The organism is Micromonospora sp. MW-13 (assembly GCF_003434305.1).
In the GTDB taxonomy this organism is placed as follows: domain Bacteria; phylum Actinomycetota; class Actinomycetes; order Mycobacteriales; family Micromonosporaceae; genus Micromonospora.
This window is the reverse complement of the sequence record NZ_QKKX01000005.1, coordinates 52,602-78,658: the sequence shown is the minus strand read 5'-3', so window position 1 is coordinate 78,658 and position 26,057 is coordinate 52,602. Positions and strand designations below refer to the sequence as shown.

At 75.6% G+C, this 26,057-nt stretch carries 20 protein-coding genes; 5 read left to right on the top strand and 15 right to left on the bottom strand.

Going from position 1 to position 26,057, the window contains the following annotated elements; translation table 11 throughout:
* Window positions 1–181 precede the first annotated feature (181 nt).
* The 5 genes from C5N14_RS03045 to C5N14_RS03025 all read right to left on the bottom strand — a co-directional run bounded on the left by C5N14_RS03045 (window position 182) and on the right by C5N14_RS03025 (window position 9,309).
* Window positions 182–385 (bottom strand): cold-shock protein, encoded by a 204-nt coding sequence (locus C5N14_RS03045; protein ID WP_007464836.1) that lies wholly within the window; start codon window positions 383–385, stop codon window positions 182–184.
* A gap of 249 nt (window positions 386–634) precedes the next feature.
* Window positions 635–4,015, bottom strand: a complete 3,381-nt coding sequence (locus C5N14_RS03040; RefSeq protein ID WP_117665273.1) for an ATP-dependent DNA helicase — start codon at window positions 4,013–4,015, stop codon at window positions 635–637.
* Window positions 4,012–7,827 carry an ATP-dependent DNA helicase gene (locus C5N14_RS03035; protein WP_243639092.1) on the bottom strand — a complete coding sequence of 1,272 codons (3,816 nt, stop codon included), beginning with the start codon at window positions 7,825–7,827 and terminating at the stop codon, window positions 4,012–4,014. Before C5N14_RS03035 ends, C5N14_RS03040 begins: the two co-directional genes overlap by 4 nt.
* Before the next feature lie 80 nt (window positions 7,828–7,907).
* Window positions 7,908–8,453, bottom strand: a complete 546-nt coding sequence (locus C5N14_RS03030) for a TIGR00730 family Rossman fold protein (RefSeq protein ID WP_117665272.1) — start codon at window positions 8,451–8,453, stop codon at window positions 7,908–7,910.
* 4 nt (window positions 8,454–8,457) lie between these two features.
* Window positions 8,458–9,309 carry a TIGR00730 family Rossman fold protein gene (locus tag C5N14_RS03025; RefSeq protein WP_117665271.1) on the bottom strand — a complete coding sequence of 284 codons (852 nt, stop codon included), beginning with the start codon at window positions 9,307–9,309 and terminating at the stop codon, window positions 8,458–8,460.
* A gap of 176 nt (window positions 9,310–9,485) precedes the next feature.
* Between C5N14_RS03025 and C5N14_RS31955 the strand changes: the two genes are divergently transcribed.
* The gene (locus C5N14_RS31955) at window positions 9,486–9,653 is read left to right on the top strand and encodes a hypothetical protein (protein WP_165878019.1); all 168 of its coding nucleotides are present in this window, start codon (window positions 9,486–9,488) and stop codon (window positions 9,651–9,653) included.
* Between the two features lie 191 nt (window positions 9,654–9,844).
* Here the strand turns inward: C5N14_RS31955 and dapE are convergent, their stop codons facing one another.
* A complete protein-coding gene (gene dapE, locus C5N14_RS03020) occupies window positions 9,845–10,918 on the bottom strand; it encodes a succinyl-diaminopimelate desuccinylase (protein ID WP_117665270.1) in 1,074 nt (357 codons plus the stop codon).
* A 24-nt stretch (window positions 10,919–10,942) separates the two neighbouring features.
* On the opposite strand from dapE, the gene dapD reads away from it, so the two are divergent.
* On the top strand, window positions 10,943–11,902 hold the full coding sequence (gene dapD, locus C5N14_RS03015; RefSeq protein WP_117665269.1) for a 2,3,4,5-tetrahydropyridine-2,6-dicarboxylate N-succinyltransferase: 960 nt from the start codon (window positions 10,943–10,945) through the stop codon (window positions 11,900–11,902).
* 122 nt (window positions 11,903–12,024) lie between these two features.
* Here the strand turns inward: dapD and C5N14_RS03010 are convergent, their stop codons facing one another.
* On the bottom strand, window positions 12,025–15,393 hold the full coding sequence (locus C5N14_RS03010; RefSeq protein ID WP_243639090.1) for a S8 family serine peptidase: 3,369 nt from the start codon (window positions 15,391–15,393) through the stop codon (window positions 12,025–12,027).
* Between the two features lie 142 nt (window positions 15,394–15,535).
* Between C5N14_RS03010 and C5N14_RS03005 the strand changes: the two genes are divergently transcribed.
* Window positions 15,536–16,093 carry a sugar O-acetyltransferase gene (locus C5N14_RS03005; RefSeq protein WP_117665267.1) on the top strand — a complete coding sequence of 186 codons (558 nt, stop codon included), beginning with the start codon at window positions 15,536–15,538 and terminating at the stop codon, window positions 16,091–16,093.
* Window positions 16,094–16,209: 116 nt separating this feature from the next.
* The gene (locus tag C5N14_RS03000) at window positions 16,210–18,834 is read left to right on the top strand and encodes a hypothetical protein (protein WP_117665266.1); all 2,625 of its coding nucleotides are present in this window, start codon (window positions 16,210–16,212) and stop codon (window positions 18,832–18,834) included.
* Window positions 18,835–18,949: 115 nt separating this feature from the next.
* On the opposite strand, the gene C5N14_RS02995 is transcribed toward C5N14_RS03000, so the two are convergent.
* From C5N14_RS02995 to fdxA, 5 genes are all read right to left on the bottom strand, one after another.
* A complete protein-coding gene (locus tag C5N14_RS02995; protein WP_117665265.1) occupies window positions 18,950–19,597 on the bottom strand; it encodes a nucleoside/nucleotide kinase family protein in 648 nt (215 codons plus the stop codon).
* Window positions 19,597–20,241 carry an SIMPL domain-containing protein gene (locus C5N14_RS02990; RefSeq protein WP_117665264.1) on the bottom strand — a complete coding sequence of 215 codons (645 nt, stop codon included), beginning with the start codon at window positions 20,239–20,241 and terminating at the stop codon, window positions 19,597–19,599. The genes C5N14_RS02995 and C5N14_RS02990 overlap by 1 nt, the downstream gene beginning before the upstream one ends.
* A gap of 109 nt (window positions 20,242–20,350) precedes the next feature.
* On the bottom strand, window positions 20,351–21,370 hold the full coding sequence (locus tag C5N14_RS02985; RefSeq protein WP_117665263.1) for a prephenate dehydrogenase/arogenate dehydrogenase family protein: 1,020 nt from the start codon (window positions 21,368–21,370) through the stop codon (window positions 20,351–20,353).
* Between the two features lie 203 nt (window positions 21,371–21,573).
* The gene (gene dapC, locus C5N14_RS02980; RefSeq protein ID WP_305792060.1) at window positions 21,574–22,683 is read right to left on the bottom strand and encodes a succinyldiaminopimelate transaminase; all 1,110 of its coding nucleotides are present in this window, start codon (window positions 22,681–22,683) and stop codon (window positions 21,574–21,576) included.
* Window positions 22,680–23,006, bottom strand: a complete 327-nt coding sequence (gene fdxA / locus C5N14_RS02975; protein WP_007072862.1) for a ferredoxin — start codon at window positions 23,004–23,006, stop codon at window positions 22,680–22,682. Before fdxA ends, dapC begins: the two co-directional genes overlap by 4 nt.
* 79 nt (window positions 23,007–23,085) lie before the next feature.
* Between fdxA and C5N14_RS02970 the strand changes: the two genes are divergently transcribed.
* Window positions 23,086–24,033 (top strand): GNAT family N-acetyltransferase, encoded by a 948-nt coding sequence (locus tag C5N14_RS02970; protein ID WP_117665261.1) that lies wholly within the window; start codon window positions 23,086–23,088, stop codon window positions 24,031–24,033.
* A gap of 27 nt (window positions 24,034–24,060) precedes the next feature.
* Here the strand turns inward: C5N14_RS02970 and C5N14_RS02965 are convergent, their stop codons facing one another.
* The 3 genes from C5N14_RS02965 to mshB form a co-directional block, all read right to left on the bottom strand.
* A complete protein-coding gene (locus C5N14_RS02965; protein WP_117665260.1) occupies window positions 24,061–24,525 on the bottom strand; it encodes a hypothetical protein in 465 nt (154 codons plus the stop codon).
* 81 nt (window positions 24,526–24,606) lie between these two features.
* Entirely contained in the window at window positions 24,607–25,047 is a 441-nt protein-coding gene (locus C5N14_RS02960) for a hypothetical protein (RefSeq protein WP_117665511.1), read from the bottom strand.
* Between the two features lie 17 nt (window positions 25,048–25,064).
* The gene (gene mshB, locus C5N14_RS02955) at window positions 25,065–25,994 is read right to left on the bottom strand and encodes an N-acetyl-1-D-myo-inositol-2-amino-2-deoxy-alpha-D-glucopyranoside deacetylase (RefSeq protein ID WP_117665259.1); all 930 of its coding nucleotides are present in this window, start codon (window positions 25,992–25,994) and stop codon (window positions 25,065–25,067) included.
* Window positions 25,995–26,057: the final 63 nt, after the last annotated feature.

The window sequence follows — 26,057 nt, the reverse complement described above, 5'->3', positions numbered from 1 at the left end:
CGCTGCACCGGCGGCGGGGCCGCGGTGGTCACAAGCACGAACCGAAGGTGGGGTGCGGCCGGCCCGCACGGGGCGGACCGGCCGCGACACCGCGCCCGAGGCGCGATGGATGTTCCGAAGAACGGTGGTGCCTGTTCCGGAGAACAGTCGTGCCTGTTCCGAGGAACAGTGGTGCCGACGATCAGAGCGGACGGATGTTCTCCGCCTGCGGGCCCTTCTGGCCCTGGGTCACCTCGAACTCGACCCGCTGGTTCTCGTCCAGGCTCCGGTAGCCGGAGGACTGGATCGCCGAGAAGTGGGCGAAGACGTCGGCGCCGCCGCCGTCCGGGGTGATGAAGCCGAAGCCCTTGTCAGCGTTGAACCACTTGACGGTGCCAATTGCCATGTGTTCTGTCTCCTTGACGGAACGTTCGGACCCGCACGTGTTGCGAGCCGAAGAGGGAGGAGCGGACCGCGCCCGGTATGCGCGGACCACCTGTCGCTTCTGGTCGCCCCGCCCGGAGAGCCCCGGACACAACAAAGAGCGCCTGGGGCCACAATCCGCCAGGCGCACACAGAGTCTCTGGTAACCAAAACTGCAACCCGGATACCGTATCACGGATTCGGCTCGCGGGACCCCCACGGCCGAAGTTTTTCATCGTCCCGGCCGGCTGGCGACGGGCGGCGCCTCCGGCACGCCCGCGATCAACGCGGTGAGCCCGTCGGCGTCGAGCAGGTCCGCCGGGCGGACCGTCGCCCCGTCCCGCACGTAGTAGAAGGCCGCGCCGACCCGGTCGACCGGCACCCCGGCCAGCTCGGCCCAGGCCAGCCGGTAGACGGCGAGCTGCACCGCCGCCGCCTCGGCCTCCGCGCCGACGGGCTGCCGGCCGGTCTTCCAGTCGACCACGTCGTACCCGCCGCCGGGCCGGGCGAAGACGGCGTCCATCCGGCCCCGCACCACCACCCCGGCGATCACCGTGGCGAACGGCACCTCCACCTCCGCCGGCACCCGGTCGGCCCACTCCCCGGCCAGGAAGCGCGCCTGGAGTTCGGCCAGCGCCTCGTCGGGCGCGGCGTCGGCGTCGGCCGCGCCCGGCAGTTCGTCGACGTCGAGCAGCCGGTCCGCGCCGAAGCGCCGCTCCAGCCAGGTGTGGAACGCGGTGCCCCGCCGGGCGTACGGGTTCGGCTCGGCGGGCATCGGGCGGCGCAGGGCGCGGGCGAGCTCCTCCGGATCGCGGCGCAGCGCCACGAGCTGGGTGACCGAGAGCTGGCCCGGCAGGGCCACCTCCACCGCCCCCGCCCCGGCGGCCAGCTCGGCCCGCTCGGCGAGCAGCAGGTCGGCCTCCCGCCGCCAGCGCGCCACCTCCGGATCCTCGACCTCGGCCGCCCCGGGGGCGGGAGTCGGGTGTTCCTCGGCGAGGAAGCGGCGAACCAGCGCGGCGGCCTCGGCCAGCGCCGGGCGGCGCCCGCCCAGCGGGTCCGCCGGCCACTCGGCGCGCAACACCACCTCCGTGGTGGGGTTGGTGGCGTCGCCGGCCGGCTCGGGGGCCCAGCGGTCGACCAGGTGCCCGGCACCGCCGTCCAGGCACGCGTCGTGCACCTCGCGCAGGAACACCGACGGCCCGCGGGGGCGCTTCGTCCCCTCGCCCCACCAGTAGCCGGAGCAGAGCAGCAGCCGCCGGGGGCGGGTCACCGCCACGTACGCCAGCCGGCGCTCCTCCCGCTCGTCGTGCGCCCGCCAGGCGTCGGTGAAGTCGGCCAGCGCCCGGGCCACCGCCCGCTGGTCGGCCGCCCCGGCCAGACCCAGCTCCGGCAGCCCGTCGGCGTCCCCGCGCAGCGGGAACGGCAGCACCCCCAGCCCACCGAGCCAGTGGTCGGAGTTGCGCACCGGCCCCGGCCAGCCGCCCCGGCTCAGGCCGGCGACCGCGACCACGTCCCACTCCAGGCCCTTCGCGGCGTGCGCGGTGAGGATCTGCACCGCGCCGGAGACCACCTCCACCTCGCCCGGGGCCAGGCCGCGCTCCTCGTCCTCGGCCGCGGCGAGGTAGGCCAGGAACCCCGACAGGGTGGCCGCCGGAGACTCCCCACTGAACCGGGCCGCCACGTCGCCGAGTGCGTCCAGGTGGCCCCGGGCGAGGCCGGCGTCGCCGGTGCCGTCCCGGCCGGCCCGGACCGCCACCTCCACGTCCAGGCCGATGGTCCGTTCGACGTCCGCGATCAGCTCCGGCAGCGTCTGGTCCAGCCGGTAGCGGAGCAGGGCCAGTTCCTCGCCGTACGCGCGCAGCCGGGTGTAGCCCTGGTCCGAGTACGCCTGGGCGGGCCCCAGGTCCGCCAGCGCCTCCACCAGCGTGGCCTCGTCGAGCAGGTCGACGGCGATCTCCGGCCCCTCGTCGGCGGCGAGCCGGCGGCGGCCGGCGGCGATCGCCCGGGCCCGGCGGTGCAGGGCCACCAGGTCACGCGGCCCGATCCGCCAGCGCGCCCCGGTGAGCAGCCGCAGCAACGCCGCCCCGTCGGTCGGGTCGGCCAGCACCCGCAGGGTGCACACCACGTCCCGCACCTCGGGGGTGTCCAGCAGCCCGCCCAGCCCCACCACCTCCACCGGCAGCCCCCGGGCCCGCAGCGCGGTCGAGAGCGCCGGGATCTGGCTGCGCAGCCGGACCAGCACGGCGGTGGTGGGCCGGTGCGGTACCGGGATGTGCTCGGGCAGCGCTGCCGGCATCCGGGCCGCCCCGCGCCAGGCGGCCAGCACGCTGTCGGCGATCCAGTCCGCCTCGTCGGCGTACGTCGGCAGGAGCGCGCAGTGCACGGTGCCGGCGGCCAGGCCACCCGGCGTGCGGTGCGGGATCGGGTCGGCGACGCTCAGCGCGGCGCGCAGCTCCGGCACCCGGGCGCCGGCCGCCCGCAGCGGGGTGGCCAGGGCGTTCGCCACACCGAGGATCTCCGGCCGGTTGCGCCAGCTCGTGGTGAGACCGAGCACCGCCGCCGGCGTGCCGTCGGGGCGGGCGAACTCGGCGGGGAAGCGGTCCAGGGTGCCGGCGCTGGCCCCCCGCCAGCCGTAGATGGACTGGCAGGGGTCGCCGACGGCGGTCACCGGGTGTCCGCCGCCGAACAGGGCGTTGAGCAGCACCACCTGCGCGTGGCTGGTGTCCTGGTACTCGTCGAGCAGCACCACCCGGTAGCGGTCCCGCTCGATCGCGCCGACCGCCGGGTGGTCCCGGGCCACCCGGGCCGCCCGGGCGAGCTGGTCGGCGAAGTCCATCGCCTCGAAGTCCTCCTTGCGCCGGGCGTACGCGCGGACCAGCGGCAGCAGCTTCAGCCGGGTCTGCTGGAGGGCGAGGGACTTCCGCACGTCGGCGTAGACCCGGCCGGGGCGGGACTGCACGTCGGCGAAGAACCGGCCCGTCCAGGCGGCCAGGGCGTCCGGGTCGACCAGGTGCTCGTCCAGCTCGCCGGCCAGGGCCAGCACGGCGTCGGTGATGGTGCTGGGCATCCGGTCGACGCCGGTCATGTCGCCGTCGTAGTTGCGCACCAGCAGGTCGACGAGCTGCCAGCGGGACGCCTCGGTGAGCAGCCGGGTGGACGGCTCGTACCCGGCGCGCAGCCCGTGCTCGGTGACGATCCGCCCGGCGTACGAGTGGTAGGTGGACACGGTCGGCTCGCCCGCGAACGGGTCGTCGAGCGGGTCCCGGCCCCGCCGCCCGACCCGGCGCACCAACTGGTCGAGCCGGGTACGCACCCGGTGGCCCAGCTCACCGGCCGCCTTGCGGGTGAAGGTCAGCCCGAGGATCTGCTCCGGCCGGACGTAGGCGTTGGCGACCAGCCAGACCACCCGGGCGGCCATCGTCTCGGTCTTGCCGGAGCCGGCGCCCGCGACCACCAGCAGCGGCTCGACCGGCGCGGCGATGATCGCCGCCTGCTCCCGGGTGGGCGCGGGCAGCCGGAGCAGCTTCGCCAGCTCGACCGGCGTGTACCGGGGGCCGGAGTCGGCGGCCCGGGGCGCCGGGGTCGCGGCGCTGAACAGGGCGGGCTGGGTCACGGCACCTTCTCAGTTCCCGACTGCGGCTCGACGACCTGGCGCCCCTGCCCGGACACCGGGCAGCTCGTACGCACCGGGCAGACCCGGCACTTCGAGTTGGCGACCGCGGCGAAGGTGGCGGCGGCCATCGTATCGGCGGTGCGCCGCACCAGCGCCGTCGCCCAGCCGGCCTCCGGCCCCTGCCCCGCCGCCGGCTGGCTCTGTTCCCTGGCGTCCTTGGCGCCGGTGCCGAGCTGGACCAGGGCCGCGCCCCCGGACTCGTCGCCGAACTCCGGGAACGCCCCCGCCTCCACCGCCGCCTGGTACGCCCCGAGCTGCGGATGCTCGCCGATCTCGTGCTCGGTGACGGCAGTGGACTTGCCGGTCTTCAGGTCGACCACCACCAGCCGGCCGGCGTCGTCCACCTCCAGCCGGTCCACCCGGCCGGTCAGCTCGACCGGCCGGTGCGGGTCGTCGAGCCGGACCGCGAACTCGTGCTCGATGGCGAGCAGCCGGCGCGGGTTGCCGGCCAGCCAGCGCAGCAGCTTGTCCACCATGGCCTCGGCCCGCTCCCGCTCCGGGCCGACCATCCACCGGGCGGCCAACTCGATCGCGTCGAACCGGGCAGCCACGTACTCCAGCAGCGCGGAACGGTCCGCGCTGGCGTCCTCGGCGAGCATCGCGGCGGCGTGCACCAGGTTGCCCACCCCCTGTGCGGCGCTGGCCGGGCCGCTGCCGCCGTGCCGCTCCAGCAACCAGCGCAGGCTGCACCGCAGGGCGCTCTCCATCGCCGACGGGGTGACCTTCACCGGCTGCCCCTCGTCGACCAGCGGCCGGTCGTCGGAGAGGCCGCGCAGCCCCCACCAGTCGTCCGGGTGCGCGCCGGGCACTCCGGCGGCGGCCAGCCGGGCCAACTCGGCCGCCGCCGCGCGCCGCCGGTGGTGCGGCGCCGCCGGATCGGCCACGGCGGTACGCAGCTCCGCGACCAGCGCCGGCAGGGTCAGCGCCCGGGGCGGCCCGGCCACCGGCAGGGTGACGGGCCGGTGCTCTCCCCCGCCCCCCGGCCCACCGGCCTCCGAGCCACCGGGACCGCCCGCCGGGCCGTCAGTGGGGTCATCGGTCGGATCGGCGGTCGGATCGGCGGGGCCCGGGCCGCCCTCGTCCGGGCCGGGTGACTCGGTCGGGTCCAGCTCGTACAGGAACCGGCTGGGCTGCTCCTCGTGGTCGTCGCCGCCGACCGCGGCCGAGGCGACCGCGCTGACCAGCAGCCGACGGCGGGCCCGGGTCACCGCCACGTGGAAGAGCCGGCGCTCCTCGTCCAGCAGGGCGGAGGTCTGCCCGATCAGGACCGCCCGCCCGCCGTCGCCCTGGTCGCGGCCGGCGAGCACGTCGACCAGCCGCTCGGAGCCGAGCAGGCTGCCGCGCAGCCGCAGGTCCGGCCAGACGCCCTCCTGCACCCCGGCGACCGCCACCAGGTCCCACTCCAGCCCCTTGGCGGCGTGCGCGGTGAGCAGCCGGACGGCCTCGCCCCGGTCGGCCGTCGCGGCCAGGGTGTCCGCCGGCAGGTCCTGGCCGAGCACGTGGTCGAGGAAGACCTCGGTACGGGCGCCGGGCAGCCGGTCGGCGAACCGGGCCGCCGCGTCGAAGAGCACCAGCACGGCGTCCAGGTCCCGGTCGGCGGCCTCGGCCCGCCAGCGCCGCGCGGTCTCGTGCTCGCCGGTCGCCGCCTGCCCCCGGGTGATCGCCCCGGCCCAGCGCTCGGCCAGGCCGCTGGCGTCCCAGGCCGCCCAGAGCACGTCCTCGGCGGTCGCCCCGGGCCGCTCGGCCGCCTCCCGGGCGATGGCGAGCAGACCGGCCACCGCCTGCGCCGGCTCCGCCCAGCGCCGATCGATGGCGGCCAGCTCCTCCGGGTCGCGCAGCGCGTCGACGATCAGCTCGCCGGATGGGCGGCGGTCCCCGCCGGCCAGGGCGAGGGCGCGCAGCCCCTGGCGCAGCCGCCGCTCGGCCAGCGGGTCGGCACCACCCAGCGGCGAGTGCAGCAGCGCCACCGCCGCCTCCTCGTCCAGCCGCTCCGGCTCCAGCGCGCAACGCAGCAGGAGCAGCAGCGGGGCCACCGCCGGTTGCAGGTGCAGCGGCAGATCCTCGCCGTGCACCACGGTCGGCACCCCGGCGGTGTGCAGCGCCCGGCGCAGCACCGGAAGCTGCCGGGCGGTCGAGCGGACCAGCACCGCCATCGCCGACCAGGGCACGCCGCCGAGCAGGTGCGCCGCGCGCAGGGCCTGAGCCAGCCAGGCGGCCTCACTGGTGGCCGAGCGGAAGGTACGCACCTCGACCGCGCCGGCCGGGGCGGCGGGCTGCGGGTGCAGCCGGCGATGGGCCGCCGGGCCGCGCAGCCGGCCGGTGAGCCGCCGGGTGGCGGCGAGCAGCCCCGCACCGGCCCGGTACGACGTGCTCAGCACGACCTGCGCGGCCGGCGCTCCGGAGACGGTGCGGAACCGGTGTGGGAAGGCGCTCACCCCGGCCGGGTCGGTGCCTCGGAAGGCGTACGTGGCGGAGTCCGGGTCGGCGAAGGCGACGAGGGACTTGCCCCCGCCGGCGACCACGGCGAGCAGGTCGAGTTGGGCCGGATCGGTGTCGGCCAGCTCGTCGACGTACACGTGGGCGAGGCGGCGGCGCTCGGCCTCCAGCAGCTCCGGATCGTCGAGCAGCAGCCCGGTGGCGGCCCGGACCAGCTCCGCCGGGTCGTACGCGATCGAGCCACGGTTGCTGACGTCGCGCAGGGCGAGCACGGCGACGTACTCGCGGAGGAAGCGGGCGGCGGCCGGCCAGTCCGCGCGGCCCAGCCGCTCCCCCAGCCGGGCCAGCTCGACCGGGCCCACCCCGCGCTCCGCGGCCCGCATCAGCAGGTCGCGGAGCTGGGCCGCGAACGCCCGGGTACGCAGGGCGGGCCGCAGGTCCTCCGGCCAGCCGACCGGGTCGTCGTCGGGCTCCTCGCCGACCACGTCGAGCAGCTCCCGGATGATCAGATCCTGTTCAGGGCCGGTGAGCAGCCGCGGGGACGGCTCGCCCCGCTCGGCGGCGGCCCGGCGCAGCAGCCCGTACGCGTACGCCGGGAAGGTACGCACCAGCGGCTCGCGCAGCACCCGGTGCCCGTCGCCGGCCACCCGGGCCTCGATCCGGCGGCGCAGGTCGGTGGCCTGCCGGCGGCCGAAGGTGAGCACCAGGACCCGCTCGGGGTCGACGCCCTCGGCCACCCGCGCGGAGACCGCCTCGACCAGCGTGCTGGTCTTCCCGGTACCCGGCCCGCCGACGACGAGCATCGGCCCGCCGGTGTGCGCCACGACCTCGGCCTGCACCGGGTCGTCCCGCCACCGCTGGCCCTGCCCGGCCCTTTCGGCCCGCCCAGCCTCCCCGGCCCGCCCAGCCTCCCCGGCCCGCCCAGGCTCCCCGGCCTGGTCCGGCTCCTCCGCCCGCCCAGACTCCTCGGCCGGCTCCGCTACTTCGGCGGGCTCCGCCCCCTCGCCCCGCCCCGCAGGCGGCTCCTCGGCGGGTGCCCGCCCAGCGGGCGGCTCCTCGGCGGGCGGCTCCTCGGCGGGCGGCTCCTCGGCGGGCGGCTGCTCGGCGTACGTCAGAGGGCCGGCAGGCTGATCGGCGTGCGTGCCATCGCCCCCGCTGCCCTCCCCGGCCTGCGCGTCATCGCCGCCCGGCCCTCCGGCCCGGCGTTCCCGCCCGGTCGCTCCCTCGGGCCGACCGTCCCCCCGCGCCGCCCCACCGGACCGGCGGTCCCCCCGGGCCGCCTCGACAGGCCGACGCACCAGCCGGTACGCCTGCATCCCCCCATCCCACCACGCCCCTACGACACCCCACTCCCCCTCCCCACCCTCACCCCCGCCCTGCCCGGGTGGGGTGGGGCTTAGGTGAGGTGGGGGGTCAGGGCGTCCAGGGCGGCGGGGATGCTGTCGACGACCGTGAGCAGGCCCAGGCCGGCCGGCTTGAGGAAGTTGCGGTCGGCGAGATCGGCCAGCCAGTCGACCAGGGGACGGTAGAAGCCGTCCGCGTCGACCAGCACCATCGGCTTGGTGTGCAGGGCGAGGGTGGCCGTGGTCCAGACCTCGAACAGCTCGTCCAGGGTGCCCAGTCCACCGGGCAGGGTGAGGAACGCGTCCGACTTGTCGATCATGACGGTCTTGCGGTCGGCCATGCTGCCGGTGATCACCAGCTCGTCCGAGGAGAGGTCGGCCACCTCCAGGTCGACCAGGGACTGCGGGATCACCCCCAGGGTGGTCCCGCCGGCGGACCGGGCCCCGTCCGCCACCGCGCCCATCATCCCGACGCAACCGCCGCCGCTGACCAGCGTGTGGCCACGGCGGGCGATCTCCGCGCCCGCCTCGGCGGCCAGGTCCAGCCAGCGCCGGTCGAGGGTACGGGACGACGCGCAGAACACGCAGATCGCCGCCACCGGATCAGCCCTCCCGGCCCTGCTCGGCGGCGGCCTGCTGGTCCGCCGCGGTCCGAGCGACGGCCTCCTCGCGGACCGCCTCCTGCTCGGCGGAGAGCACGGCCTCGGCCTCCACGATGTGCCGGACCGCCGCGTCGACGTCGTCGGTGAGGCAGATCAGCTCCAGGTCGACCGGCCCGATCTTGCCCTCGACCGCCATCGTGTCGCGCAGCCAGTCGAGCAGACCGCGCCAGTAGGCCACCCCCATCAGCACCACCGGGAACCGGGTGACCTTGCCGGTCTGCACCAGGGTCAACGCCTCGAACAGCTCGTCCATCGTGCCGAAGCCGCCGGGCAGCACCACGAACGCCTGGGCGTACTTGACGAACATGGTCTTGCGGGCGAAGAAGTACCGGAAGTCGATGGCCAGGTCGACCCAGTCGTTGAGTCCCTGCTCGAACGGCAGCTCGATGCCGAGCCCGACGGAGAGCCCGCCGGCCTCGCTGGCGCCCCGGTTGGCCGCCTCCATCACGCCCGGTCCGCCACCGGTGATCACCGCGTACCCGGCCCGGGCCAGGGCGGCGCCCACCTCCTCGGCCAGCCGGCACTCCGGGCTGTCCGGCTTGCTCCGGGCCGAGCCGAAGACGCTGACCGCCGGCGGCAGGTCGGCCAGGGTGTCGAAGCCCTCGACGAACTCCGACAGGATGCGCAGGGCCCGCCAGGCGTCCTTGGTCTTCCAGTCGCCGCGGCCCCGGGAGTCCAGCAGCCGCTGGTCGGCGGTGCTCGTCGGGATGGCCTGGCGGCGCAGCGTGACGGCGCCCCGGTGCCGTTCCCGCCCCCGCTCGCGGCCCGGACCTCGTCCGTTGCTGTCGCTCATGGGAGCAACCGTAGTGGAGGGGCACCCGCAGGGTGCGGTGCCCGCACCAGGCGACGGACGACAACGGTGGGGCGGAGAAATTTTCCACCACCGGGGCAACTAATTCGGTCGCACGTACGTCTTACTATTCACATACCGGGTATGCCCCGGCACGCGCCTTCGGGGGAGGAGCCAGCGTGATCAGTAACAGCGAGATGATCCGGATCCGTCGGCAGATGCAGCGACGGATCCGGGACGTGGTGGCCGAACGCCGCCGCGCCCGGCAGATGGAAGCCATCGCCGCCGACCTCACCGCCGACCCGACCGACACCCGCCCCGAGTCGTCCCTGTCCCCGACCGCCTGACCGGCCGTACGGCTGCCGGCCGGGCGGCCCGCCCACCGGACCACGGTGCGGCAGGCCGCCCGGCCAGACCATGCCCCCGGCCAGACCGCGCCCCAGACCAGGCCCCGGCCAGACCAGGCCCCCAGCCAGGCCCCGGCCCAGGCTTCCAGGCCCAGACGGGGGCCGGGCCGGTCGGCGCGGGAACTGCGGGCTCAGGCGGGGGTGAGCCAGCGGTGCAGGGTGGCCGCCCCGTCGCGGATCTTGCTGATCTCGACGTGCTCGTCCGGGTGGTGGGCCAGGTTGGGATCCCCCGGGCCGAAGTTCAGCGCCGGGATGCCCATCGCGGCGAAGCGGGCCACGTCCGTCCAGCCCAGCTTACCGATCGGCGCGGCGCCGACCGCTGCCAGGAACTCCTTCGCCGGGGGCGCGTCCAGCCCGGGCGCCGCCCCGGCCGCCGCATCGGTCACCCGCAGCTCGAAGCCCGCGAAGACCTCAAGCAGGTGCGCCTCGGCCTCGGCCGGCGTCCGGTCCGGCGCGAACCGGTAGTTCACCTCGATCTCACAGTGGTCCGGCACCACGTTGCCGGCGACCCCGCCGCTGATCCGGACCGCGTTCATGCCCTCTCGGTAGTCACAGCCGTCGATGGTGACCCGCCGCGCCTCGTACCCGGACAGGCGGCGCAGCACCTCGCCGGCGGCGTGGATGGCGTTCACCCCGTGCCAGGAGCGCGCCGAGTGGGCCCGGACGCCGGTGGTGGTCACCACCGCCCGCATGGTGCCCTGGCAGCCGGCCTCCACGATCCCGTACGTCGGCTCCAGCAGCACCGCGAAGTCCGCCTGGAGCCACTCCGGGTACGCCTCGGCGACCAGGAAGAGGCCGTTGTACTTCGACTCGATCTCCTCGGCCTCGTAGAAGAAGTACGTCACGTCGTACTTCGGCTCGGGCAGGGTCACCGCCAGGTGCAGCGCGTACGCCACCCCGGACTTCATGTCCGAGGTCCCGCAGCCGTACATCAGGTCGCCGCGCATGGTCGACGGGAAGTTGTTGTTCAGCGGGACGGTGTCCAGGTGCCCCGCGAGCACCACGCGGGAGGCTCTCCCCAGGTCGGTACGCGCCATGATGGTGTTGCCGTGCCGGAACGTGGTCAGGTGCGGCACTCCGCGCAGCACCTGCTCGACGCAGTCGGCGATCGCCTTCTCGTTGAGAGAGACGGACTCTATGTCGACCAGGGCACGGGTCAACGCCACCGGATCGGCGAGGACCTCGGGGGTCAGCGGGTTCTCCATGGTTCGCACGGTACCTTCACAGGCGTGACGACTGCACAGCCTGCGTGGGGCATCGGCCTGGCCACCATCACCGCTGACGAGCAGGTGCTCGACACCTGGTACCCGACGGGCAAGCTGGGGCTCGGCGAGCTGCCGCTGGTCCCCGGCGAGGATGAGGCGGACGTGCTCGACCTGCCGCCGGGGGCGGTCGGCGAGCGGGCGCTGCCCGGCCTGCGTACCGCCCAGGTGGTCACGGTGCTCGGGTCGCTGGACGAGCCGATCAAGGATGCCGCCGACGCGTACCTGAGGTTGCACCTGCTCTCCCACCGCCTGGTGCGGCCCAACGAGCTGAACCTCGACGGCATCTTCGGCAAGCTGGCGAACGTGGCCTGGACGTCGGCCGGGCCGTGCCCGCCGGAGCGGGTCGACGAGCTGCGGGTGATCGAGCGGGCCGCCGGCCGCCACCTGAGCGTGTACGGGGTGGACAAGTTCCCCCGGATGACCGACTACGTGGTTCCCTCGGGGGTGCGGATCGCCGACGCGGACCGGGTCCGGCTCGGCGCCCACCTCGCCGCCGGCACCACCGTGATGCACGAGGGCTTCGTCAACTTCAACGCCGGCACGCTCGGCACCTCGATGGTCGAGGGGCGCATCGTGCAGGGCGTGCTGGTCGGCGACGGCTCCGACGTCGGCGGCGGCGCGTCGATCATGGGCACGCTGTCCGGCGGCGGCACCGAGAAGATCAGCATCGGCGAGCGCAGCCTGATCGGTGCGAACGCCGGAGTCGGCATCTCCCTCGGCGACGACTGTGTGGTCGAGGCCGGCTGCTACGTCACCGCCGCCTCGAAGATCGCCCTCCCGGACGGTCGGGTGGTCAAGGCCCGCGACCTGTCCGGCGTCGACGGCCTGCTGTTCTGGCGCAACTCGGTCACCGGCGCGCTGGAGGCCCGCCCCCGCACCGGCCGGGGCATCGAGCTGAACGCCGCCCTGCACGCCAACGACTGACGACCGTCGGCGGTGCCGCGCGGCCCGGCCTCCGGGTCACCGAGGCCAGGCGACGGCACCGCCGACGGAGGACAACACGGGTCCGGGCCCGGCGGGACGTGCCGCCGGGCCCGGACACCGGTTCAGCGCAGCCGGTACGCCTGGATGATCCGCGTGGTCACCGTGTTTCCGGCGGTGTCCTTCGCGGCGGCTCGCAGCGAGACGTGACCGGCGCCGGCCGGGTGTCTGAGCGTGGCCGCCCAGCCGGAGCCCTGGCGGCGCAGCTCCGCCTCGTGCCAGGTCTTCCCGCCGTCGTAGGAGGCGTCGACGGTCAGCGCGGCGACCTTGGCCGCCGGGGCTCCGGCCTGCCGCTCCACCCGCACCGGAACGGTGAAGGACCGCCCGGCGGGGGCGCTGTTGTCGTCGCGCAGCGCCGGGTCGAAGCGCACCGCCATCGCCGGCAGCGCCGCGAAGTCGTCGCCGGGGACGTGCCGGGACCGGAACGTCCAGGCGCTGGTGACCTCGGTGCTCAGGTCGGTGAAGCCGCGCTTCGCCGAGGTCTCCAGCCGGTAGTTCGCCGCGCCCGCCGGCACCCTGAACTCCCCGTACCCCGGGTATTCGCTCTCCCCGACCAGCTTGCCCTCGCGGTACAGCCTGGTCCACTGGGGGTCGTTGAGCGACCCGCCGGCGTGCCCGTGGGCGTCGCTGTGCATGGGCAGGTCGACCACGACGACGTCACCCGTGCGGGTGATCCCGTCCGACGGCCAGCGCCGCGCCGGGAAGGACGGCGCGTAGGGGGCGACGCCCCAGGTCTCGTGGTGCGTCCGGCCGGCCCGGTACGCCGTCACCGGCGAGAGCAGCACCGCCTGCGTCTCCAGCCAGCCCTCGGGGTCGCGGGTGCCGAAGTCCAACTCGCTGCTCCACCGCACATGGTTGGTGCTGTAGTGCTCGACCCGGCGGCCGGGCGTCGCGGTGCGCAGGATCAGGGCGGAGCCGCCCGTGTTGTACTCCACCTCGCCCATGACCATCCGCTCGGCCTCCAGCCCCGGGTAGGCGTCCCGGAAGGTGTGCACGACGGTGGCCAGGTCCCGGCTGCGGTAGTGCTTGACGAAGCCGGTCGGCATCCGGCCGGGGAACGCCTCCAGCAGCGCGTACAGGTAGGGGCTGCTGGCCGCCTCCCGGTCGGCCCACTGGCTGCCGATCGTGGCGACGAACTTCTCCGGCGTGCTCGGCGCGCCGATCTGCCCGCTGGTCAGCCCTTCGAAGCCGAAGCTCCACAGGCCGAACGAGTACGCGCTCGTGTCCTCTGCGAAGAAGACCGCGCTGACGTCCACCAGCCGCGGGGTCGCGCCGCGCTGCGGCACCGTGTTCAGCACCGGCTTCGCGGTGCGGGCGTCGAGGGTGAGCCGGAGCGCCCGGTCGACGACCAGCTCGGGCCGGGCGAGCAGGGTGGCCCCGGTGGGCTCGCCGTTCGCGTCGGTGGCGAACAGGAAGCTGGCCAGCCCGTACCGCCCCTTCGGGACGCGCACGGTCGCCGTGCCGTCGGCGTCGTAGACGTCCGTGGGGAAGTCGAAGGCGTCCAGGGCGACCAGGGCGGTGCCGTACTCGGTGGCGGGCCTGCCGTCCCGGCCGACGTGGCTGACGGTGACGTCGTAGCTCTCCACCTCGCGGTGCACCGCGATCGGGGTGACCGCCACCGTCGCGCCGGACCGGGCGACGACCCGGCCGGTGTAGTAGCCGTCCGGGCCGTCCACCCGGGTGTCGGCGGTGACCGGCACCCCGGCCTGACCGCCGGCCGGCACGGTGACCTGGGACGCGCCGAGCCGGAACACACCGGCCGGGGCCGGCTCGCCGTCCGGCCCGGTGGCCTCGACCGTGAGGTCGAGGGTGACCGGCGCGGACCCGGAGTTGCGCCAGGTCACCGTGCGGGCGATCGCGGTGTCGTCGCCGTGCGGCCACTCGGCCCGGCCGAAGGACACGCTTGCCGGCTCGCTGGTGACCTGCTGGCCGATCGCCCGGGCCACGTCGACCCGGCCCGCGCCCTGCTGGTAGGCGGTCTGCCCGGGATGCGGCTTGGCCGAGGCCATCAGGGTCGACTTGAGCGCGCCGGCCTGCCAGTCGGGGTGCCGCTGGGCGAGCAGTGCCGCCGAGCCGGCGACGTGCGGGGTGGCCATCGAGGTGCCGGAGAGCGTCATGTAGTTCTCGCCGACCGGCTCGCCGAGGTCGCTGCCGGCCGCCCGAGCCGCGACGATCTCCACGCCGGGGGCGGTGAGGTCCGGCTTGAGGGCGTCGTCGCCGACTCGGGGGCCCCGGCTGGAGAAGTTGGCCAGTTCGTCGGCGCGGTCGACCGCGCCGACCGCCAGGGCGGCGTCCGCGCTGGCCGGGGAGCCGACCGAGCCGTCGGAGCCGTCGTTGCCGGCGGCGATGACGAAGAGGGTGCCGGTCTGCGCGGTGAGGGTCTGCACCGCCTGCTCCAGCGGATCCACGTCGGGGGTGTCCATTCCACCGAGGCTCAGGTTGACCACGGTGGCGTGCTTCTCCGCCGCCGCCCACTGCATGCCGGCGAGAATCGCCGACTCGGTGCAGCCGAGGCTCTCGCAGACCTTGCCGGAGAGCAGCGTGGCGTCCGGGGCCACCCCCCGGTACTTCCTGCCGGAGGCGGCGCCGCTGCCCGCGATGATCGAGGCGACGTGGGTGCCGTGGCCGACCGTGTCGCCCGGCTCGGGCGCCTCGCTGAAGTTGCGCGACTCGGCGAGCCGGCCGGCGAAGTCGGGGTGGTCGGGGTCGACGCCGGTGTCCAGCACCGCGACGGTGACGCCCTTGCCGGTGAGGCCGGCCGCGTGGGCGGCGGGCGCACCGATCTGGGGCACGCTGTGGTCGAGGGTCACCTTGCGCCGGCCGTCCAGCCAGAGCCGGTCGACACCCCCCGCCGTGTCGACCCGGGCGGACGCCCGGCCGGCGGTCACCGCGCCCCACACCGCGCCGGCGCGAGCCTTCTCGGCCGTCACCGCCGCGCCGCCGATCGCCGGCAGGTCGCGGGTCACCCGGGTGCCGGCGATGCCGGCGACGGCCCGGCGGGCCTGACCCGACCGGTACGAGACCAACAGCGGCAGGCTGTCCCGGTGGGCGTCGTCGTAGCCGGCCTCGACCAGCCCGGTGACGTCGAAGAGCCGCCGGTCCACCTGGCCCGACCGGAGCAGTGGCAGCGCGTCCTGGGGCAGCACGGTGAGGTGGCCCCGGTTTCGCTGGACCAGGAAGCGCAGGTCGTCGCGGCCGGCTCCGGGCCGGACGGACACCGCGCCGGAGGCTGCGACGGTGACCCGGTCACCGGTGACCAGCGTGACCGTGGCCGGCCGGCCGGCGGCCCGGCCGGCCAGCGCGGCTCCGGTGGCGGGGGTGGCGGAGGCGGGGGACGTGGCCGGGGCGGCCCCGACCGGGGTGGTCAGCGGCACGGCGAGCACCAGGCCGAGGGCCAGGGCCAGCCCGGCCCGCTTTCTTCCTGTTCGATGCAACGGATCCTCCTCTGTGAGGCGTCATCACTGACGGGAGTCGCATTGACACAGGAGAGAATTGCATACTACGTATGCATAGAGAAGTCGAAAAAACGACGAACTTCGTACAAAGTGGAGGCCGCACCTTTGGAATGATCGGCGGATGACCTCCATGAAGGACCGCATGCTCGCCGGCGAGCTCTACCGCGCCGAAGACCCGGAGATCCTGGCCGACCTGGACCGGGCCGCCCGCCTCAACGAGGCGTTCAACCGCAGCTCGACGGCCGACCCAGAGGGCCGGCTGGCCGCGCTGCGCGCGCTGCTCGGCTCGGTCGGCGAGGACGCCTGGGTCCGCCCGCCGTTCCACTGCGACTACGGCTGGAACATCCACCTCGGGCCGCGCGGATTCATCAACTTCAACGCCGTCTTCCTCGACGTGGCCCGGATCACCATCGGCGCGGACGTCCAACTGGGACCGAACGTGCAACTGCTGACGGCCACCCACCCGGTCGACCCGGAGCCCCGGCGGGAGAAGTGGGAGGCGGCGCAGCCGATCACGATCGGGGACAACGTCTGGCTCGGCGGTGGGGTGATCGTGCTGGCCGGGGTGAGCATCGGCGACAACACGGTGGTCGGCGCGGGCGCCGTGGTGACCCGCGACCTGCCGGCGAACGTCGTCGCGGTGGGCAACCCCGCCCGGGTCGTACGCGAGATCGCCTGACCCGCCGCCAGCCGGCCACCAGGGAGCCGACCTGCGAAAACACCTCGCTCCAGGGGTGGCCGACGCAAGCCCAAAGGGTGCACTCTGGGTAGTGGAGCCATCACTAGGAGGCACCGATGGCCGGTCGGGTGCTCGAACTGCGCGTACACGGGGTGTCCAACACTCCCCCGGACCAGGTGCTCGGCCTGGCCCCCGGGCCGGGCGACGACGCCCCCCGGCCCTGGCTGGTCGCCGGCGACGAGGTGACCGGCTTCTACCGCTCGACCGCGGCCCGGCCGGACGACACGGTCACCGTGGAGGCGTACAGCTGGGGGCAGTTGACCTCCGGCGCGCGGACCGCGCGGGACGTGGAGCGGGCCCTCTGGACGCTGCTGCTGCCGTTCACCCTGGCGAACGTGGCGCTGCACGCCCGGCCCGGGATACCGCCGGACCCGGACCAGGAACGCTGGGCCAGCCGCTCCGGGCTCACCGCCTGGCTGATCCGGCTGTTCTGCCTCAGCCTCACCGGGACGCTGGTCCTCGCCGCCACCGGTATCGGCGTGGACCTGATCGCCTGGCAGTGCGTCGGCGACGACTGCCTGAGCCGCGTCCCCGGGCCGTGGGAGTTCCTCGCGCGCGGCTGGTGGCGGGAGGGCAGCCACGCGCTGGCCGTCGGCCTGGCGGTCCCGCTGGGCCTGCTGGCGCTGCTCGGCCTGCTGGCCTGGCGCACCTACCAGTACGAGGCCGAAATGCCCGCCGCCCCAGCCGCCCACGCGCCGGCCGGAGGCACCGCGCCGAAGCGGGACGCGGCGGCGGAGGAGGGTGCGGCGGCTCGGGACGCGGCGGAGGAGGACGCGGCGGCCACCAACCCGTTGCAGGACCACACCTTCTGGTGCGGCGAGGGACAGCTCCGCCGGGCCGCCGTGCTGCACCTCTGCGTCGGGTCGGTGGTCGCGGTGGCCGTCCCGCTCGGCGCGGTGCTCGCGATGGACCCGCCCCTGGGCGTACGGGCCGCCGTCGCCTGGCCGAGCGTGGCGCTGCTCGTCGCCGTCGTGGCGATCGCGGTGGTGGCGCTGGGCCGGCCCTGGCTGAGCCGGCGCGCCGGGGACACGCCGCTGGGCAGGTGGAGCGTCACGGTCATCGTGCTGACCTGCGCCGGGGTCACCGGCACCGTGCTGCTCCTGCTGCTGCCGGACGGCCCCGCCGGCACCCCGCTGGCCGAGCTGCGCCCGCCGGCCGGGTGCATCCGCGACCCGGCCGCCGCCGGCTGCCTCGTCGACCACTCGCTGCCCGGTTACGACTGGGTGATCGCCTGGTACGGCGCCGGCCAGGTGCTCCTGCTCGCTGCCATCGGCGCGGTGTCCCGCTCCGGCCGGCGCGCGCTGGCCGCCCCCGTGGCCGCCGCCGTGCTCCTCCCGCTCGGCGTCGCCTGGATCGCCGGCTGGCTGGCCGGGACGCCACCGGCCCCACGGTGGCTGGACGACTGGATGCTCACCGGGCCCGCGATCGCGCTGGCCGGCGTCGGGCTGCTGCTGCCCCGCACCGGCCCCGCCGCGCCGTCCGCGCCCCGGGAGCCGCACGCCGACCTCGGTTGGGGCGGCCGGGGGCCGGCGGTCATCGCCGGCTTCGGCTGGCTGCTCGGCATCGCGTACTGCGCCGGGGCGCTCTACTGGGTCACCGACCGGCTCACCGTCGGCGACCCCACGGGCCGGCGCACCGGTGTGGTCCCGCCGTTGCCGGTGATGTGGGCCGGGCTCGCCTTCGCCGTCGCGGTGCTGGCGCTGGCCGGCGTCGCCCTGCGCGCCGGCCTGCTCTTCCGCCGGCTCCGCCGCCAGGAGTACGCCGGGCTGGTGCCGGCCGACGACACCCGCTCCGCCCACGACCGGCGGCGCTGCCGCGACGTGAGCGCCTTCCGGGCGCTGCACCGGCTGGTCGGCGAACACGCCATCCGGCTGATCGGCTGGTACGCGGCGGTCGGCGCGCTGCTCGGCACCCTCGGCTCCGCCGCGGCCCTGTCCCACGTCCCGCCGGACGCGGCGACGGTGCCCGGGTGGCCGATGGTGGTGAAGACGGTGGCCGACATCGGCGACGCCCTGCTCGGCTGGCTGCCGGCGGCGATCGCCGCCGTGGGGTTGCTGGTCTACCGCAACGACACGGTGCGCCGGTCGGTGGGGGTGCTCTGGGACATCGGCACCTTCTGGCCCCGCGCCGCGCACCCGCTCGCCCCGCCCAGCTACGCCGAGCGGGCGGTGCCGGAGTTGCAGACCCGCACCGCCGGCCTGCTGGCGCTGGGCGAGCACGACCCACGCCGGATGGACGGGATCATCCTGTCCGGGCACAGCCAGGGCACGGTGATCTGCGCGGCGGTGATCCTCCAGCTCCCGGCCCGGTGGCGGCGGCGGATCTGGTTCTTCTCCTACGGCTGCCAGCTCACCCGGCTGTACGGGCGGATCTTCCCGGCGTACTTCGGGCCGGACCGGCTACCGACGCTGACCGGCGCGTTGCGGGGGCCGGCCGGGTGGCCCGGCTGGACCAACTTCTGGCGCGACACCGACCCCCTCGGCTGGCAGGTAGCGGCCGGGGAACGGGACCTGCCGGTCCGCGACCCGGACGCGCTGCACCCCACCGGCGGGGAGGTCACCGACCCGCCGATCCGCAGCCACAGCGGCTACCCGGACGCCGCCGAGTTCCGCCGCGAACGGGCCCGGGTGACCTGGCTGCTCCGGCGGCCGGTGCCGGCGCCCCGGCGTGGGCCCGGCTGACCGACCGGCTCGCCGGAACCGCCCGGCCGGGGCGGGCCGCCGGTCGCACCCGCCCGCCGGGCCGGGCGGGCCGCGGCCGTGGGAGCCGCCGGGCCGGGCGGGCCGGCCGGTTCCGTCAGCCGGGCGGCGGTTCGGTCAGCCGGACCACCAGGTCGGCGTGGCCGGCAGTGCCGGCCACCAGGGCCGCGTTGGTCTCGTCGCTGCCCAGCGCCCAGGCCCGCGCCTGTTCCGGCGACCGCCCGTACGCCTCGTGCCGGGCGGTCAGCCGGCGGTGCCGCAGCTCGGCGGCCAGGTCGAGGAACCACGCCTCGTGCAGCAGCGACCGCACCTCGTCCCACGGGTCCGTGGGCAGCAGCAGGTAGTTCCCCTCGGTCACCACCAGCCGCACCTCGGGCGGCACCTCGATCGCCCCGGCGACCGGCTCCTCCAGGTCCCGGCGGAACACCGGGGCCCACACCGAGGTCGGCTCCAGCCGGCGCAACCGGCGCAGCAACGCGACATACCCGACGACGTCGAAGGTGTCCACCGCGCCCTTGCGCGCGTCCCGGCCGAGCCGGCGCAGCTCCGCCTGGGCCAGGTGGAACCCGTCCATCGGCACCAGTCGGGCGGTCGCACCCACCTCGGCGACGATCCGCTCGGCCAGCGTGGACTTGCCCGCCCCCGGCGCTCCGGCGATGCCGAGGAGCTGACGGGGGCCGGCCTCCGCCAGGGCCCGGGCGCGGGCCACCAGCTCGTCGAGGGGGAGGGCCCGGGCGTCGGGCATCAGCCGAGGACCGGCTCGGAGATCGTGAACCGGGCCTCGACGGCCGCGTGCACGGTCTGCGGCTGCGGGTCCAGCTCCAGCTCCGGCGGGGCGGCCGACGGCCCGCCGGACTTGAACGCGGCGCGGGCCATCATCGGCTGCGGGGCCAGCCCGGTGTCGGCCAGCTCCAGCAGCGCGGTCACCCGGGCGCCCAGCGCCTCGGCGTACTCCCGGGCGCGGGCCAGCGCGTCGGCGATCGCGGCGTGCCGCGCCTCCCGGTACGCCGGGCTGTCCGGGCGCAGCGACCAGGCGGGGCCGGCGACCTCGACCTGGTCCTGGTCGGCCAGGCGGAGCATCAGCTCGCCCAGCGCGGTGAAGTCGGTGACGGTGACGCTGGTGGCCACGCTGCCGTGCCAGGCCACCACCCGCTCGCCGGAGCGCCGCGTCTCCGGCCAGACCCGCAGGTCACCGGTCTCCCGGCGGCTGACGGCCGGTTCGGCGGCGTCGAGCAGCACCCGCACGGCGGCGGCCCGCTCGGCGAGCCGGGCCAGGACGGCCTCCCGGTCCCGGTCCCGGGCCGTCGCGGTCACCGAGAACCGGGCCAGTTCGGGAGCGACTTCCCGGTACGCCTCGCCGCGTACCGCCACGACCGGTCCGTCCACCATGCCCTCACCCTAGAGGAAGTGTCCCCTGCCGGCCCGTCTGGTGGAGCAGGCCCACTGCCCGGCACTCCTCGGCCGAGGGCGGCGGGCGGCCTGGCCGGGGCGGACCCGGTCAGCCCGTGGTGGCCGGCAGGTGACCGGCGTAGGTGACCCGCCCGTCCGCCACCACGCACCGGGTCAGGTACCCGCCGGCCGACCCGAGCGACAGCAGGTACGCCAGCTCGTCGCCCACGTCGCCGTCGAGCGGGAAGTCGCGCGGGGCGGCGCGCAGCTCCCGGTCGAGCAGGGCCAGCCGCAGTCCACGCGCCCGCTGGTACTGCCCCACCAGGGCTGCCGCGTCGCCGGCGCGCAGCGCGGCGGCGAGCTGGTCGAGGATCGCGGTGACCCGGCCGAGCTGGGCGAGGACCTGGTCGCGGTTGTTCAGCAGCATGTCCGCCGTCCGGATGGCCGGCGTCCCGGCGACCCGGGTGCCGTCCCGGAAACTGCCGGCCGCCAGGCCCAGCACGGCGTCCCGCAGGTCGGCGGCGGCCACCGCGCCGGCCAGGCTGCCGGCCAGCAGGTGCGGGATGTGCGAGGCGAGCGCCGCCGCCGAGTCGTGCACGTCCGGCGCCAGCGGGACGATCCGCGCGTCGAAGACGTCGATGATCAGGGCGGCGAGCGTACGGAACCGTTCGATGCCCTCCGCCGCCGGGCAGAGCACCCAGGCCGCGCCGTCGAACAGTTCGGGGACGGCGGCGGTCAGCCCGGCCCGCTCGGCCCCGGCCATCGGGTGCCCCGGTACGAACCGGCCGGTCAAGCCCTGCGCCGCCGCGAACGCGGCGACCCCGCCCTTGGTGCTGCCGACGTCGGTGAGCACGCAGTCGGCCCCGGCGTGCCTGCCGACGACGCGCAGGGTCTCCGGCAGGCTGGACAGCGGCCCGCAGAGGAACACCACGTCCCGGTCTCGGACGGCGTCGGCCAGCTCGTCCGGAAAGGGGACGCCCCGGGCACGCCCCTGCGCCCGGGTGGCGGCGTCCGGGTCCCAGCCGGTGACATCGATCCCGCGCTCCCGCAGTCGGAGCAGGACCGAGCCGCCGATGAGCCCGGTGCCCACCACTGCGGCCCGTGGGTTACCACCGGGGCTGTCCACCATCACGCACCTCGGCGTTTCGGTCGGTACACGTCGAGGTCGCCCCGACTCGGTCCGGCACCGAGGATAACGCCCCACCCGGGGCCGCCCAGCGCGCGCCCGGTCTCTTGATCGTCTGTCGTTCAGCGAGACGACACGCCGGGTGACGCCGCGCGGAACGACAGACGATCTTCAAAGAGCCGAGCGCCGACCCGCCCCGGTCAGGGCTAAGCGAGCCGCCCGGCGACCGCCGCGACGTGCTCGTCGGACTCGGTCAGCGCCGCCCGGACGTGCCGCGCGCCGCCCGGGCCGTAGAAGACGCCGGCCGCGACCAGGATGCCCCGGCGGGCCAGCCAGTCCACCGTCGCCCAGCAGTCCTCGCCCCGGGTCATCCACAGGTAGAGCCCGGCCTCGGAGTGCTCGACCGTGAACCCGGCCCCGGTGAACGCGGCCAGCAGCCGCTCCCGCCGGGCCCGGTAGCGCTCCCGCTGGGCGTCGGCGTGCTCCTGGTCGCCGAGCGCCGCGATCATCGCCGCCTGCACCGGGGCGGGCACGATCATGCCGGCGTGCTTGCGCACCTTGAGCAACTCGGCGACCAGGGCGGGGTCGCCGGCGACGAGGCCCGCCCGGTAACCGGCCAGGTTGGAGCGCTTGGACAGCGAGTGCACCGCCAGCACCCCGTCGTACGACCCGCCGCAGACCTCGGGCGCGAGCACCGAGACCGGCTCGGCGGCGGCAGACCAGCCCAACGGCAGGTAGCACTCGTCGCTGGCCACCACGGCCCCCCGCTCGCGGGCCCAGTCGACCACCTTGCGCAGGTGGTTGGCGGGCAGCACCCGGCCGGTCGGGTTGCCCGGCGAGTTCACCCAGACCAGCCGGACCCGGGGGTCGGGGCCGACCGCGGTCAGCGCGTCGGTGCGCACGGTGGTGGCGCCGGCGAGCCGGGCCCCGTCCTCGTAGGTCGGGTAGCAGACCGACGGCACCACGACGACGTCACCGGGGCCGAGGCCGAGCAGGGTGGGCAGCCACGCCACCAGCTCCTTGGAGCCGACGGTGGGCAGCACGCCGAGGCCGTCGACGGCCGCACCGCAGGCCCGGGCCACCCACGCCGCGATGGCGGCCCGCAGGGCGGGCGTTCCGGCGGTCAGCGGGTAGCCGGGGGCGTCGGACGCGTCGGCCAGGGCCTGCCGGATCACCGGCGGCACCGGGTCGACCGGCGTGCCCATCGAGAGGTTGATCAGGCCGCCCGGGTGCGCCGCGGCCACTGTGGCCGCGGCGTCCAGGGCGTCCCAGGTGAAGTCGGGCAGCCGCGACGAGACCGGTGCGGACCGGTTCAGTGGCCTTCTCCGCGCGGCGGCTGGCCCGCGACGAACGTCGCGTCCTTCTCCACCTTGCCGATCTTCGAGGCGCCGCCGGGCGAGCCCAGGTCCTCGAAGAACTCGTAGTTCGCCCCGGTGTAGTCCTTCCACTGCTCCGGGACGTCGTCCTCGTAGAAGATCGCCTCGACCGGGCAGACCGGCTCACAGGCACCGCAGTCGACGCATTCGTCGGGGTGGATGTAGAGCATCCGGTTCCCCTCGTAGATGCAGTCGACCGGGCATTCCTCGATGCATGCCTTGTCGAGCACATCCACGCAGGGCTCGGCGATGATGTAGGTCACCGGTCTTCTCCTCCGCAAGACACGCCGCGATCACCCGCGACGGTTAGAGCCTAGTATCTCGCCGGGGAGGGGGTCGATCGTGCTCCGACAGCAGGATGTGGGACACCGGATCGTGGTACGCCGGATTGTGGGGATTCGCGAAGGCCGGCCGCTCTTCTCGGACGCCCTCGGGGAGCTGGTCGAGTTGACCGAGACCCATCTCACCCTGGCCACCGCGCAGGGTCAGCTCCAGGTCCCGGTGGACGAGGTGCACCGGGCCAAGCGGGTGCCGGCGGCCCGCCGGCCGACGGCCGCCGCGGTCGTGGCGCTGGAGCTGGCGGCCGACGAGGCGTGGCCGGCGCCGACCCGGGGCCGGCTCGGCGACTGGCTGCTGCGCAGTGCCGGGGGCTGGACCGGCCGGGCGAACTCGGCGCTGCCGGTCGGCGACCCGGACCGGCCGCTGCCGGCCGCGCTGGACGCCGTCGAGCGCTGGTACGCCGACCTCGGACAGCCTGCCATGGTCAACACGCCGTTGCCGCTCGCCGTGCCGGTCGGCGCCGAGCTGGACGCGCGGGGCTGGGGCGCGCGGCCGGTGACGCTGGTACAGACCGTGCCGCTGGCCGCGCTGCGCCCGGACCGCACCGACCTGCCGCCGGTCGAGCTGACCGCCGCGCCGTCGGACGACTGGCTCGCGATCGCCGCAGGGCGCAAGGGTGGCCTCCCGGACTCCGCCCGGCACGTGCTCACCGCCGTGGACCGGGTCCGCTTCGCCCAGGTGTACGCCGACGGCGAGCTGCTCGCCATCGGCCGTGGCACGGTCACCGGCGAGGGCCGCTGGCTCGGCCTGGCCCTGGTCGAGGTGCTGCCGCGGGCCCGCCGGCAGGGACTGGCCACCCGCGTGATCCGGGCCCTGGCCGACTGGGGCGCGGCGCTCGGCGCCACCCACGCCTTCCTCCAGGTGGAGCAGCGCAACACCCCCGCGGTGACCCTCTACCACGCGCTGGGCTTCACCACCCACCACACGTACCTCACCCGCGTCGCCCCCTGACCGGGCCGGCCGGGGCGGGCGAGGTGGTCAGCGGCGGACGGGGCGGTGCGGCTTCGCCGCCTTGGTCTCGGCGTACCGCTTCAGCATCCGGGAGCGGTGGTCGCGGCCCAGCGCGGTGAGGGTCAGGTAGCCGACGAGCACGCCGGCGGTGGCCACCAACAGGTAGAGCCCGGCCTGGGCCAACAGGGTGTCCGCGCCGCCGGCGACCGGGTTCTGCCCGACCAGCAGCGGCCCGACCAGGACGGTCAGCAGCAGCGCGATCCCCACGGCGACGGCCACGTCGCCGGCCCAGTGGGCCACCGGGCGGTCCTGCCCCCAGCGGAACGCCAGCACCGCGAGGATCGCCCCGATCACCAGGAACATCGCCAGCGAGACCCGGTCGGCGGCCGTGTCGGCGCCGTCGAAACCGAGCCTGATGACCACCCGGGCGACCACGTTGACCGCGAACAGCGCCGCCGCGAGCACCCCGAACGCCCGCCACCGATCCTTCATCGCACGTCTCCCGCCGCACCGGCCGCCCCGACGGCGAGCCTCCTGGCAGGAATATCTACCACTGGAGGCTGAGCGCCGTCATCACCCGTTCCGGCGGGCCGGCGGCAGGGCCAGGACCTGTCGGAAGCCCATCACCGCGAAGGTCATCGCGCCCACGACGATCATCGCGAGCCCGACCCAGTTGTCCCCGGCGAGCAGCAGGTCCCCCTCGCTGGTCCGGACGGCCGCCGCGCCCATCAGCACGAACCACGGCGTCGCCGGCAGGACCACCGCCCACCGGCGGCCGACCACCGCGTACGCGAACCAGCTCAGGGCGATGTTGGCGGCGACGGCCACCAGCACGGACACCCCGATGAGCTGCCCGCCGACCCGGACGGTCGACAGGATCAGCTCCAGCAGGCCGGTCACCACCGCGCCGAGCACGGCCAGCACGCCGCCGACGACCCGCAGGGCGACGTCGAGCAGCCGCCGCCACCGGCCCGGCGGGGTCGGGGCGGGGGGCTGGGGCGGGACGACCGACATCGGCGCGGCGGGCAGGGTCACCGGACGCCGGCCGCCGTGACCGGGGCCCGGCCGGACCCGTCGTCGTCGAGGCCGAGCCCGGCGAAGAGGTCGTCCTCCCAGCCGTACGGGCCGCTGCCCGGCCCCTTCTCACCCACCGCCAGGGTGAAGTACTCCACCCCCATGAACTCGGCGCCGAAGTTGCCGGCGATCGAGTAGAGCCAGGAGGTGGCCGGGATCTGGGTCGCGTGCGCCCGCATCGCCGCCTCCTTGGCGGCGTGCTGCTCGGTGGCGTCGATCCGGGCGGCGATCTCCGGGTCGGGGGTGCCGAAGGGCAGCTCGTCGACGCTCTCGATGCCGCCGAAGGGGTTGTCCGACGACTCGGTGAAGTGGCTCAGTCCGGCCTCCAGCACGCCGCGCGGCATGGCCGTCCAGTAGACCTTGGCCGGGGCGATCCCCTCGGCGGCGGCCAGCTCGTGCGCCCGCATCGCCACCCGGTGCGCCTGGATGTGGTCGGGGTGGCCGTAGAAGCCGTTCGGGTCGTACGTGATCAGCACCTGCGGGCGTACCTCCCGAATGATCTCCAGCAGGTGCCCGGCGGCCTCGTCGAGGTCGGCCCGCCAGAACGCCCGGGGGTGCTCGTTGGTGGCCAGGCCCATCATCCCGGAGTCGCGGTAGCGGCCCGCGCCGCCGAGGAAGCGGTGGTCGGTGACGCCAAGCGCGGCGCAGGCGGCGGCCAGCTCGCCGATCCGGACCCCGCCGAGCTGGTCGGCCTCGGCGGCGGCGAGCTGGGCCAGCTCCGGCACGTGGATCTCACCCTCCTCGCCGAGTGTGCAGGTCACCAGCGTGACGTGCGCGCCGGCGGCGGCGTAGTGGGCCATCGTCGAGCCGGTGCCGATGGACTCGTCGTCGGGGTGCGCGTGGACCAGCAGGAGCCGGCGGTCGGGCAGCGTCGTCACGACCGTCACTCTAACCGGCGGTGGAATCCCCGCCGTTGCGACGCGTCCACGCAGGTCGGCCACATCTCCCCC